This is a genomic window from Sphaerochaeta globosa str. Buddy (assembly GCF_000190435.1).
Taxonomy (GTDB): Bacteria; Spirochaetota; Spirochaetia; order Sphaerochaetales; family Sphaerochaetaceae; genus Sphaerochaeta; species Sphaerochaeta globosa.
This window is the reverse complement of sequence record NC_015152.1, coordinates 1975482-1988137: the sequence shown is the minus strand read 5'-3', so window position 1 is coordinate 1988137 and position 12656 is coordinate 1975482. Positions and strand designations below refer to the sequence as shown.

General features: G+C 51.6%; 10 protein-coding genes. 6 read left to right on the top strand and 4 right to left on the bottom strand.

Annotation, left to right across the window (positions count from 1 at the left end; genetic code table 11):
* Positions 1 to 10: 10 nt before the first annotated feature.
* From SPIBUDDY_RS09235 to ygeW, 5 genes are all read left to right on the top strand, one after another.
* Positions 11 to 1228, top strand: coding sequence for a YgeY family selenium metabolism-linked hydrolase (locus SPIBUDDY_RS09235; RefSeq protein ID WP_013607489.1), 1218 nt, complete (start codon positions 11 to 13; stop codon positions 1226 to 1228).
* Between the two features lie 321 nt (positions 1229 to 1549).
* Positions 1550 to 2938, top strand: a complete 1389-nt coding sequence (locus tag SPIBUDDY_RS09230; protein WP_013607488.1) for an 8-oxoguanine deaminase — start codon at positions 1550 to 1552, stop codon at positions 2936 to 2938.
* Positions 2935 to 3768 carry an FAD binding domain-containing protein gene (locus SPIBUDDY_RS09225; protein WP_013607487.1) on the top strand — a complete coding sequence of 278 codons (834 nt, stop codon included), beginning with the start codon at positions 2935 to 2937 and terminating at the stop codon, positions 3766 to 3768. The genes SPIBUDDY_RS09230 and SPIBUDDY_RS09225 overlap by 4 nt, the downstream gene beginning before the upstream one ends.
* Positions 3765 to 6644 (top strand): molybdopterin-dependent oxidoreductase Mo/Fe-S-binding subunit, encoded by a 2880-nt coding sequence (locus SPIBUDDY_RS09220; protein ID WP_013607486.1) that lies wholly within the window; start codon positions 3765 to 3767, stop codon positions 6642 to 6644. The genes SPIBUDDY_RS09225 and SPIBUDDY_RS09220 overlap by 4 nt, the downstream gene beginning before the upstream one ends.
* Before the next feature lie 110 nt (positions 6645 to 6754).
* A complete protein-coding gene (gene ygeW, locus SPIBUDDY_RS09215; protein WP_013607485.1) occupies positions 6755 to 7954 on the top strand; it encodes a knotted carbamoyltransferase YgeW in 1200 nt (399 codons plus the stop codon).
* 60 nt (positions 7955 to 8014) lie between these two features.
* On the opposite strand, the gene SPIBUDDY_RS09210 is transcribed toward ygeW, so the two are convergent.
* Positions 8015 to 8377, bottom strand: coding sequence for a VOC family protein (locus SPIBUDDY_RS09210; protein ID WP_013607484.1), 363 nt, complete (start codon positions 8375 to 8377; stop codon positions 8015 to 8017).
* A gap of 9 nt (positions 8378 to 8386) precedes the next feature.
* Positions 8387 to 9595 (bottom strand): BaiN/RdsA family NAD(P)/FAD-dependent oxidoreductase, encoded by a 1209-nt coding sequence (locus SPIBUDDY_RS09205; protein WP_041381274.1) that lies wholly within the window; start codon positions 9593 to 9595, stop codon positions 8387 to 8389.
* 62 nt (positions 9596 to 9657) lie between these two features.
* On the opposite strand from SPIBUDDY_RS09205, the gene SPIBUDDY_RS09200 reads away from it, so the two are divergent.
* Positions 9658 to 10251: a hypothetical protein gene (locus tag SPIBUDDY_RS09200; protein ID WP_013607482.1), complete on the top strand. Its 594-nt coding sequence runs from the start codon at positions 9658 to 9660 to the stop codon at positions 10249 to 10251.
* Here SPIBUDDY_RS09200 and SPIBUDDY_RS09195 read toward each other — a convergent pair.
* Together SPIBUDDY_RS09195 and SPIBUDDY_RS09190 are read right to left on the bottom strand one after the other, a co-directional pair.
* Complete coding sequence (locus SPIBUDDY_RS09195; RefSeq protein ID WP_013607481.1) at positions 10239 to 11243, bottom strand: NAD-dependent epimerase; 1005 nt, start codon at positions 11241 to 11243, stop codon at positions 10239 to 10241. The two genes, SPIBUDDY_RS09200 and SPIBUDDY_RS09195, sit on opposite strands and share 13 nt — an antisense overlap.
* 107 nt (positions 11244 to 11350) lie before the next feature.
* Positions 11351 to 12637 carry an NCS2 family permease gene (locus tag SPIBUDDY_RS09190; RefSeq protein WP_013607480.1) on the bottom strand — a complete coding sequence of 429 codons (1287 nt, stop codon included), beginning with the start codon at positions 12635 to 12637 and terminating at the stop codon, positions 11351 to 11353.
* Positions 12638 to 12656 lie beyond the last annotated feature (19 nt).

Below are 12656 nucleotides of genomic sequence, written 5' to 3'. Positions count from 1 at the left end.
GAAATGGAAGATGACAATTCACGAACAGATCAGGGCAAAGGCAGCCGAGTACCGTGATTATACGGCTCTCAATCTCTCGAAGATGGTACAGGTTAAGAGCTATAGCTCACAGGAAGAGGATGTTTGCCGCCTTATCGTTACTCTGTGTGAAGAAGCCGGGTTTGATGAAGTGCGTATTGATGGTCTGGGTTCAGTTATCGGACGCGTGGGTAATGGTCCGAAGAAACTCGCCTTTGATGCTCATATCGACACCGTTGAAGTCGGCAACCTGAAGAACTGGAATTTCGATCCGTTCAGCGGTGAGATCAAGGACGGAAAGGTGTGGGGCCGTGGATCTAGCGACCAGAAGGGTGGTGCTGCTTCCATGATCACAGCCGGACGTATTCTCAAGGAACTCGGCTACGGTGGTGAGTATACAGTGTATTTTACCTTCACCGTCATGGAAGAGGATTGCGACGGCATGTGCTGGAAGTATCTGATCGAGGAAGAGAAGTTCCGCCCCGATTTGGTAGTTTCCACCGAACCCACCAGCTGCAGACTGTATCGTGGCCATCGCGGCCGTATGGAGATCCGGGTAATTCTCAAGGGTATTTCCTGCCATGGCAGCGCTCCCGAACGCGGTGTCAGCGCAGCTTACAAGGCAGCAAAGGCAGCCTTGGCAATAGAACAACTGAACAAGGATCTGCAACCCGATGCTGAGAAATTCCTCGGTAAGGGAACCATCACTGTCAGCCAGATGGATGTCAAGGGACCCAGCCAGTGCGCAGTCGCAGACTATGCCATGCTGTATCTCGACCGCCGTTTGACCTGGGGCGAGGATGCAGAGTTGGCCATAAGCCAGGTTCGCGATTACATCAGCAAGGCAACCGGCGACGATCCTTCCTCGTTTGTGGTAGAGATGCCCAACTATGAGAAAATCGGCTGGACCAAGAAGGAGTACTCCCAAGAGCTCTACTTCCCGACTTGGAAGATTGATGCCGATCATCAGTTGGTGAAAGCTGGTGTTGCCGGTCATGAAGCCTTATTCGGCAAGAAGCCAGTGGTGGATAAGTGGACTTTCTCAACCAACTTGGTTGCAACCACCGGCCGCCATAAGATCCCTGCCATCGGTTTCGGCCCTGGCGATGAATCGCAGGCCCACGCTCCGAATGAAATCAACCGAGTTGATGATTTGGAGATTTGTGCAGCGTTCTATGCCATGCTTCCCTACTCGCTGGAGAAGAAGTAAGCACACCGGTATTATCGGTAAGCGTGTTATGGTATACTTCAGCCACAGGGCATCTGCCTTGTGGCTGTTTGAAGCTTGGGTTCTTCCGTTGTATTATAAAATACGCAATGGAGGATTACCCCGCCTTTAGGATACAGAAGGGGCTCTGTCCGAGAGGTGCCATCGATTGAACCAAGGTAGTGGAAGGGACCCCTTACTCTCCACACCTTCCTTGCGGAACAGCCCGCATGCCGAAGCCGAGTTACAGCAAGACCGGCTGTCCATCGTTTCCCAAAGCATTGGAAAAAGCCGATCCTTGCTCATCAAAGGAGATTCGAAGGCATGAGTTCCTCGCTTCTATTGAAAAATATCTATTGCCTCCAACCCACGTTCGACGGACCACAGTATCATGGTGCCGACCTTTTGATCGTAGGGAATAAAGTAGAGGCGATTGCCCCCAACGGGAATCTGCAAGCTACAGGAAAAGTGCGTACGATCGATTGTTCCAAGCATGTGGTAATTCCCGGCTTGGTGAACACCCATCATCATTTTTACCAAACACTTACCCGCAATCATCCTGCAGTTCAGAATGCAAAACTTTTCGATTGGTTGAAGTTCCTCTATGAGGTTTGGAAATACGTCGATGAGGATGCAGTGTATCACTCATCCCTCTTGGCTATGGCCGAGCTGATGAAAACGGGATGCACCCTTACCACCGATCATCATTATTTATATCCCCGCTCCTTCAAGGGTGACTTGATGGGTCTGCAGTTTGAAGCTGCCGATACGCTGGGCATGCGTTTCAGCCCCACCCGTGGTTCGATGAGCCTGAGCAAGAAAGATGGCGGGCTTCCTCCCGATAGTGTTGTGCAGACTGAAGACGAGATTTTGCGTGACAGTGAACGTTGCATCAAGACCTATCACGATGGTGCACCTGATGCCATGCATAAAATTGCCCTGGCTCCCTGCAGCCCCTTCAGTGTCACCAAGAGTCTGATGAAAGACACTGCCACGCTGGCACGTCAATATGGTGTGCGCCTGCATACCCACCTCTGTGAAACCTATGATGAAGCGGACTTCTGCCAACAGATGTATGGCATGAGACCGGTTGCCTTGATGCAGGAGTGCGGTCTCATCGGAGAGGATGTGTGGTATGCCCACGGTATTCACTTCAATGATGAGGAGCTGAAAATCCTTCAGCAGACCAAGACTCATATCGCACACTGTCCTTCTTCCAATATGCGACTTGGCAGCGGCATTTGCCGGGTCAAGGAGATGTTGGAAATGGGCATCAATGTTGCGGTTGCCGTCGACGGTAGTGCAAGCAACGACAGTTCCGACATGCTTGCTGAAGTTCGCCAGACCATGCTGCTGCAGAGAGTCCGCTATGGCTCTGATGCGCTGACTGCCAGCCAGGCTTTCAGCATGGCAAGCGAGAACGGTGCCAAGTTGCTTAACTTTGGAAAGGTCGGAAGACTGGAGAAAGGATGGGCTGCCGACTTGGCAATTTTTGATGTGTCCACACTTCCGTATGCAGGAAGCCAGAGCGATCCTGTGGCCAGTCTGCTGTTCTGCGGAACCAACCATAATACAGATTACACAATCATCAATGGAAAAGTGGTAGTCGACCATGGCCAATTGGTCGGGTATGACGAACAGGAGCTTGCACAGAAAGCGAATGCGATCAGCAAGCGGATGATGGAACAAGCTGGTAGAGGAGAAGTCGTATGATTCAAGAATTTCTCATTGCAACGGATACAGAAGATGCCCTTAGACTGAAGCGCAACAAAGCCAAAAGCGTATGGTATGCCGGAGGGACGGAGATCAACCGGCTCAATTCAGGCGTAGAGGCAAAGATTGCCATAAGCCTTGCGAAGCTGGATTTGAATACCATCACCGATGAAGGTTCCACCATTCGCATCGGCAGCATGGTGACGTTTCAGCAACTCATCGAATCGGATCTGGTTCCCCAGTGGCTGAAGGATGCTGCCTTGACCTGTGGGTCCTTTACCCGCAGGAATATGGCCACCATCGGAGGCAATCTTTCACTGATGAGTGATCACTCCTATTTGTGTGCTGCTTTGCTTGCCTCACGTTGTCGCCTGCTTACGGCAAACCTCACAGAAGGCGGGGCGTACAGCGAAGATAATATTCCCATCAGGGAATATCATACGTATCATCAGCAATTCAGCGGAACGCTCCTTTTGGCTGTAAGTCTTTCCAAGGATGTGCGCTTTGTAGCCTCCAAGCGATATGCAACCAGTGTGCAGAATCGCAGTGCCGTGCATGTAGGATTCGGGGCAACCCTCAACAGTGAGCAAGTCATCGACCATGTACGGGTGTTTGCCGCTGTCCATGGAAGTGGAGTGCAACGCCTCAGTGATGTGGAGAATGCCATCGAAAACGGAGAGTTGACGAGTCGCTCGGATGTCCAGCTGGCTGTGCAACATGCAGTGAAGGCCATCGACGACAGCGTCGGCAGCGCAGAATACAAACGATATATCGCCAGCGAAGGCATCGGCCAGCTCTTTGCCGATTTCCTGAAAGGAGGCGCGAAATGAACAAGATTGCCTTTACGGTAAACGGCAAGAACCATACGACAACCTGCGAGGCTTCTGAAGACTTGCGTTCAGTGCTTGTACGTCTGGGGTACACCAGCGTGCGGGACAGCGATGATCGAGAAGGTTTTGCTGGAAGCGACACAATTATCTATAACGACATTCCGATGTATGCCAACCTCATGCTTGCATCGCAGGCAGAAGGTGCGACTATCCGCACCGCAGAAGGCTTGGGAACAAGCAGAAGCCTCAACGTCGTTCAGCAGGCCCTTATTGATGCGGGAGTGGTGCAGAGTGCCTATAATGCTCCGGCTGCCGCTTTGCTGTTGACTTGGCTGCTCGAACGACAGAGCAATCCCACCAAGGCACAGATCGACGAGGTGCTCAGTGGCATTTTTATCCGTGATACCGGCTATGAACACTACTATCTGGCTGTCAAGCTGGCAGTGGAGCGCATGCAGACCGGTTCCTACAAAAGCGAAATCGCCCCTTCCTTCAGGGATGAGCTGACCTATATCGGCAAGCCCAAGGGGAAAGTGGATGGACCGCAGCTAGTCAGTGGTGAGCCCTGCTTCGTGGAAGACAGGGTGCTTCCTGGATATTACTCGATGGTTGTCCTGCGCAGTCCCTATGCCCATGCCTACATAACCTCGATTGATACCAGCGAAGCGGAGAAGATGGAAGGCGTAATTGCCATCATCACCCATGAGAATTGTCCTGATGTTTTCTATATGCAGGCAGGACAGGGCAATCCTGAGCCCAGTCCGCACGACCGAAGGCTCTTCAACCGCAAGGTCCGCCATGTCGGCGACCGTGTTGCCGCCATCGTTGCAGAGACCGACGAGCAGGCCCGTGCCGCACGGTCGGCAATCAAAGTGGAGTACGAGGTCCTCAAGCCTGTCTTGACGGTTGAGCAGGCTATGGCTGAAGGTGCCCCCTTGATCCACAACGGCATCGTTGAGTATCGCGCAGGGGCCCCCAAGGACTTGGACGAATACAACAAGACAGCCGACCCGAGGGATGGAAAGGTAATCTATCAGTTCCCGCTTCATGGGGATATCCATCACAACGTCGCAAGTGCCGCCCATGGGCATATCGGTGATGTCGAGAAGGGTTTCAAGGAAGCTGACGTGGTAGTGGAAAGAACCTATCAGACCAGCCAGATTCAGTGTACCCCGCTTGAACCGCATATTTGCTATGCAAAAATTGACGGTGGCAGATTGGTTATGCATGCCTCCACCCAGGTGCCTTACCATGTACGGCGCATTGTAGCCTGGGTATGCCAGATTCCCGAGAACAAGATCCGTGTCATCAAGGAACGAGTTGGTGGCGGATACGGCAGCAAGCAGGATATCTTGGTTGAGGATTTGGTTGGGTATGCCACATGGATCACCGGCAAGCCGGTTCTTTACCGAAATACCCGGGAGGAGGAGTTCATTGCAAACTCCACCCGCCACCCGATGCGTGTTACGGTGAAGATGGGCGGCAAGAAGGATGGCTCCATTACTGCAGTGTACATGGATGTCCGTGCAAATACCGGACCCTACGGCAACCATTGCCTCACCGTCCCGATGAATGCATGTTCAAAGACGCTTCCTCTGTTGAAAGTCGACAACATGAAGTTCGATGTCATTACGTACTATACCAACATCGCTCCGACCGGTGCCTATCAGGGCTACGGCGCCCCGAAGGGCAGCTATGCCCTGATGATGTGCATGGCAGAGCTTGCCGACCAACTGGGTGTTGACTACTACGAGATGGCCATGAAGAACAAAGTCGAACCCGGGTACATGCTTGAAATCCTCAAGGGCTTGGGTGAAGGTCGTGAGGGCACGGTTGTTCCCGTTGGTTCCTGCGGTCTTGATGAAGCGTTGGTGAGGGGTGCTCGGATGATACAGTGGGGCAAGAAGGAGAAATCGAGCGATCCCGACTGGAAGATCGGCAAAGGCTTTGCCATGATTCAGCAGGGAAGCGGACTTCCCGGCCTCGACCACTCCAATGCATGGGCCAAGCTTCTGACCGACGGGACCTTCCAGATTTTCAGCGGTGGTGCAGACCTTGGAACCGGATTGGATACCATCAGTGCCAAAATGATCAGCGAGGCTTTCTGCGTACCCCTGGACAAGGTGACGGTAACCAGTGGCGATACAGACAGTTGTACATTCGACACCGGTGCCTATGCGTCCAGTGGAACCTACTTCAGTGGTGGGGCATCATACAAGGCTGCCCAGGATTTGAAGAAGAACCTGCTCGATGAGGCTGCCTACCAAATGCAGGAGAACGCCGAGGATTTGGTCGTCCGTGCTCCGGGTGAGGTGTATAGCACCAAGACGGGCAAGACGCTCAGCTATGCAAAACTCAGCCACGATGCACTTACCGGTACCGGGCGTGGTCAGGTGATGGGAAAGGCTTCCTTCACCACAAACCACAACTCCATTCCCTATGGAGCACATTTTGCCCAGGTCGCCGTCAATGTGCGTACAGGACAAATCAAGGTGCAGAAGTTCTACGCCTTGCAGGATGCGGGAACCCCGATCAACCCGGAACTTGCACTCTGCCAGATGTATGGTGCGGCTCTCAAGTCCATCGGTCATACGCTCTACGAACAGATGATTTTGGATGAGAATGGTGTGTGCCTCAATCCCACGCTTGGTGATTACGGTGTTCCGATGATCAGTGAGAAGCCCGAGGATTTCAAGGCGATCCTGATCGATATCAATGATGAGGCCGGCCCCTATGGAGCCAAATCCATCAGTGAAATCGCCACCAACGGAGCAGCGCCCGCCATAGCCATCGCAATCCATGATGCAGTAGGTGTCTGGATGCGAAATTGGCCCTTTACACCGGAGAAAATCCTGAAGGAGATGGGAAGAATCTAGGGGATTCTTGCAACAAACTGCAACATTAAATCTAGACAACGGCACACCGTCATGGTATAGTGCCATTGTCTGGATTTTTCTATGAACAAAACCAATGGAGGTTCCACAACATGAAGGACAAAGCCACTATTAAGCAGATGATTGAGGAGCTTAAGACCCTCAAAACCGACAACATGTATCTCAATGACTTTTTTCATACCTGGAAGGAGTCTGATGACGAAATTGCAGCTGTGTTCCAGGTAGCGGAAGTTCTGCGTGCCATGCGCGAGAACAATATTTCCACCAAAGTGTTTGATAGTGGCCTTGGAATCTCAATATTCCGCGATAACTCCACCCGAACACGTTTCAGTTTTGCCAGCGCATGCAACCTGCTGGGTCTTGAAGTACAGGACCTGGACGAAAAGACCAGCCAGATCGCCCATGGTGAGACCATCCGCGAGACGGCCAACATGGTCAGCTTCATGGCCGACGTCATTGGTATCCGCGACGACATGTACATTGGCAAGGGCCACACCTACATGAAGACGGTTGCCGAGGCTGTCCAGGATGGCTACGACGATGGCGTTCTTGAGCAGAGACCCACCCTTGTGAACCTCCAATGCGATATCGATCATCCGACCCAGAGTATGGCTGACATGCTGCATGTCATCAATCATTTCGGTGGAGTCGAGAATCTGAAGGGCAAGAAGATTGCCATGACTTGGGCATACAGCCCCTCCTACGGTAAGCCGCTTTCCGTTCCCCAGGGAATCATTGGATTGTTCACCCGTTTTGGGATGGATGTCGTACTTGCCCACCCCGAAGGGTACAATGTAATGGCTGATGTTGAGGAAGTTGCCAAAGAGAATGCAAAGAAGAGCGGTGGTTCCTACAAGCGAGTCGGTTCCATGGCTGAGGCATTCAAGGATGCAGATATTGTCTACCCGAAGAGCTGGGCTCCCTTTGCCGTTATGGAAGAGAGGACCAAGATTGTCGAGCATGGCGACCAGGATGCTCTGAAGGCTCTTGAGAAGAGCTGTCTTGCCAACAACGCCAAGTTCAAGGATTGGACCTGCACCGAGGATTTGATGAAGACCACCAAGGACGGCAAGGCTTTGTACATGCATTGTCTTCCTGCCGACATCAGCGGCGTCTCCTGCAAGGAAGGCGAAGTTGAGGCCTCTGTGTTCGACCGCTATCTGGTTCCCCTCTACAAGGAAGCCAGTTTCAAGCCGTACATCATTGCTTCCATGATTTTCCTCTCCAAGTTCCAGAACCCCTCTGCAAAACTTGACGAGCTGCTCGATTCTGCAGCCAAGAGAATCAAATAAGCTAGTACTTTTAAGCGTTTACACACTACGAGCCGGGAGAAATCCCGGCTCGCAGTATAGTTAGCGCCTCTCGACGAATTGAATTTTCAAGCCATTGGGATCAAGGACATAGAAGAAGCGAACGTGTGGATTGGGAGCGATCGGTCCCTCATAGAGTTCCAAACCCAAGTCCTTGACGGTCTGTATCATCACCTCAAGATCCTCGACGGCAAACCCAAGGCTGATGCCTTTGCCCATAGGCTGCGGTTCTGCATTCGAGCGGTGAACCAACTCAATCTGGGTCTCGGATGTACCCAGAAAGGCCAGTTCGGTGAACTCATTGCTCTTGACCCGCCTTACAAGGGGAAGTCCCACGACCTTCTGATAGAATTCCAAACTTTCTTCCATGTCGGCCACTGTCACTGTTGCCCATACAAAATGCATAGCTTCCTCCTAATTGTGTAGATGCTTGACAGCAAGATAGGCAGTAGAAAAAGCTGCCTGAATATTGAAGCCCCCGCTTTCTCCATCGTAATCGAGTACTTCGCCACAGAAGAAGAGACCTTCTGTGAGATTCGACTCCATGGTCTTTCGATTGACTTGTGCAAGGTCCACGCCTCCCGAGGTGACCATGGCTGACTGGAAACCCTTTGTACTGGATACCGTCATTTCCATGGCGGATGCCAATTGAACCAGTGCTTTTCGCCTTGTCTTATCAAGTGTCGCGGTAGTGGTTTCCTTATCAATGCCTGCCATTTCGACCAATGTTTGTGCAAGGCTTGAAACCATTCCTGTTTCCTTCAGTGCATTGGCTATAAGTTTTTTGGGCGCATTCAACGCCCTGAGGACTGCTTGTTCGGCCTCGCTGTGATTCTCTGCCGTGATCAGGGAAAGCTTGATACGATCCTGCTTGGCAATCAAACGCGAGGCGCAGAGAATTGCCGGTCCTGAAAGCCCGTCGTGGGTGAACAGGACGTCTTTTTGCCTCTGGTCATAGGCTGTGCTCTCAGTGTTGTGGTAGAAAGAAACCCAGGCATTACGTACCGAGTTTCCTGCCAGGTGCTTGAAGGGGTAGGTTTCAATGCTGACGGCGACCAGAGCCGGCTTTGGTGGTACGATGCTGTGCCCCAAGGCTTTTGCCAGTTCATAGCCACTGCCATCACTACCGGTTCTTGGATAACTCATGCCCCCGGTGGCCAAAATAATATTCTTTGTTTCATAGGTAGCGCTTGTTGTTTCGATCAGAAAGCCCGCGTCCTGCTTGGTGATGGCTGCAATCTGAACTCCTGTGACGATAGGTGCCTTGGAATGCCTGACCAAAAAATCGCGCACATCGTGGGCATCAAGACTCTGGGGAAACACTTTACCGTCCTCACGGACGAGCAAGCGAAGCCCACGTTGTTCAAACCATTCGTATACAGAATCCGTGGGGAGGTTCTGTAATGCCGGCAACAGGAAATTGCGTTGTTGCTTGTTTCCGAAATGTGAGAGAAATGCCTCAGCAGGGAGCGTATTGGTAAGATTGCACATCCCCCCTCCGGTGATCAGCAATTTTTTACCCACTTCTTGAGCGTGGTCGAGCAAAAGCGCATTGGTTGTTGTGAGGTTTGCACTGGCAAAAAGGCCGGCAGCACCGCCTCCAATGATGATTACATCGTACATATGCATAGTCTAGCAGAGTCAGACTCTTGTGTCCTACTCCCTCTCGTAGTATATAGCTAATTATGAAGAGAATTGTACTGATCCTTCTGTATCTCAGTATAGTCCTTGTCTCGGCTTGGGCAGGAAGCGGCCTCAGTATGGAGGCGCTCTATCGAAACAAGAGCGGGACAACCCTCATTGGTATGTCGCGTTCAGACTATGAGGGCAAAGAGGCAGAGATTTTGTTTACCAGCAAGAGTACCGTAGATGATGTATATGCTTTCACCTTCTTCGGCGGTTTTACCAAAGCTCTTTCTTTGGTCTCTGATGGAGTGGAAAAAGATGTTTCTTCCGTTCCTCTGGGCTGGTTCTACGGAGTAGGCAATGCAATTCTGGTTCCTTTCGGGGACGGCACCGAGGCAGAGGTGAGTGTCGGGTATGACGCTTCCTACCTGGAGTACCTAAATTATGAGAGCAGGGTTGACCATCTTCGTATCGGCCTGCGTTTTATCCAGACTTCCTATGAAGGCCTGCAGTTCTCCCTAGGCTTGGAGTACTTGCGCCCCTTATGGGGACGGGTGATTTATGATGCACCACCGACCTATGCTGTATATCGGCCGCATTATTCTGGTTCAGCCTTCGCTGTTTCGGTCGGGCTGGGCTATCAGAGCTGGTAGTAGCTCTTGAACCAGCTGACGAAAGAAGCCAGACCATTTTCCAGCGGGGTGTCGGGCTTGAAGTCAAAGTCCTTCATCAAGTCAGTTACATCGGCATACGTTTGGTATACATCGCCGCTTTGCATGGGCAGGTATTCCTTTGTTGCTTCCCTACCTAAACAGGTTTCAAGGATTTCTACGAACCTGCTCAGCCTGACCGGCTTGTTGTTGCCGATGTTGTAGATTTTGTATCGATCCTTGGCTTCATTTGGTTCGGGTGGGTTGGGAATGATTCGTTCAATGGCGGCAATGATATCGTCTACATAGGTAAAATCACGCCACATGTCACCGTTGTTGTACACCTTGATGCCCTTGCCCTCCATAATGCGCTTGGCAAAGGAGAAGTAGGCCATGTCGGGTCTGCCATAGGGACCGTAGACGGTAAAAAAGCGCAGTCCGGTTGAAGGAATCTGGTAGAGGTGGGTATAGGCATGGGCCATCAGCTCATTCGATTTCTTCGTTGCTGCATACAGACTTACCGGATGGTCGACCTGGTCAGTGGTGGAGTAGGGGATTTTACTGTTCAGCCCATAGACGGAAGAGGAAGAAGCATAGACCAGATGCTTGACCGTATGGTGCCGGCAAGCTTCCAGAATATTGAGAAAACCAACCAGGTTCGACTGCAGGTATGCATAGGGATTATCGATGCTGTACCGTACTCCCGCCTGGGCGGCAAGGTTGATGACATAGTCGATGGCGTGCTGCTCAAAGATGTCATCCAGTGCTTTCTTGTCGGCAAGGTCAGCCTTATAGAAGTAGAAGTTGTCACAGGCGAGCAATCGCAGCCGTTCTTCCTTAAGGCTCACCTCGTAATAGTCGTTCAGATTGTCAAACCCGATGACGCTACACCCCTGGCTTAACAGCCTCTGGGTCAAATGAAACCCGATAAAACCGGCAGCACCGGTTACTAGGTACGTCTTCTTTGTATCGAGGGGGACTAAGTTGGTACGCATGCATTGCTCCTTGGCCTTGGTATTGTAACGTAGAAATTTCGAGAAGGGTAGAGGCAAAAGTATGGACCTCCTTGGAAGGAGGTCCAGTAAAAACAGAGCAGAAGCTCTTAGAGAGCGCCGAGAATAATCTTGAGAACGAACAAACCAAATACAACCCAAGTCATCTTCGGGATTTCATTGTTCTTCTTGGTCAACAGCTTGAGCAACACGAATGAGACAATACCGAACATGATACCATCGGCGATGCTGTATGCAACGATCATGAAAATGATGGTAAGGAAGGCCGGAATTGCTTCGGTCATTTCGTTCCATTCAATTTCCTTGACCGGGCTCATCATCATAACACCGACGATGATCAGGGCAGGGGCGGTAGCAGCACTGGGGATCGAGCCGAACAACGGTTCGAGGAACAGTGAGAGTGCGAACAGAATTGCTACAACAAGAGCGGTAAGACCGGTGCGGCCACCTTCGACGACACCAGCGGAGGATTCGACGAAGGTAGTAACGGTGGAGGTACCAAGGATTGCTCCAACGGTGGTTCCGACTGCGTCAGCGAACAGGGCTTCTTTGCAGTTGGGGATCGAGCCGTCTTTCTGGATCATGTCCGCCTTTGTTGCACAGCCGATGAGAGTCCCAACGGTGTCGAACATGTCAACAAAGAGGAAGGTGAACATGATGACGATGAAGTCAATGCTCATGATGTTGGCAAATTCAAAGGGGAAGAAGTAGGGTGTGGGAGGAATATACGAACCACCGGCGTACTTGGTGATTCCAAAAGGAATGCCAATAATGGTGGTGATGGCGATACCGATCAAGAGTGCGCCGTTGACTTTGTAGGCAAGCAGAACGCCGGTGATCAGAAGGCCAATCATGGCAAGACCGGGAGCTCCCTTGAACCAATCGGCATTGAGGCTGACCAGTGTGGCGCCGTCAACGATGATACCTGCATTCTGCATGCCGATGAAGGCGATGAACAGGCCGATACCAACACCGATTGCTCGCTTGAGGTTTGCCGGGATGCTGTTGACGATTGCTTCGCGGATGTTTACAGCAGTGAGAATCAAGAAGATGATACCTTCTACGAATACTGCGGTAAGAGCAAACTGCCAAGTATATCCCATGCCCAACACAACGGTATAGGCAAGGAAAGCGTTCAGACCCATGCCGGGGGCGAGGGCGAACGGCAGGTTGGCCAACAGGGCCATCATCAGAGTGGCAATTGCAGATGCAATGGCGGTTGCTGCAAATACCTTTGAGAAATCCATTCCGGCGTCGGAAAGGATACCAGGGTTGACGGCAAGAATGTAAGCCATGGTGAGGAAGGTGGTAATACCTGCCATAACTTCAGTCTTGACGGTCGTTTTTCGTTCCTTGAGCTTGAAAAACTTTTCCATCTATGCACTCCTTGCAGAT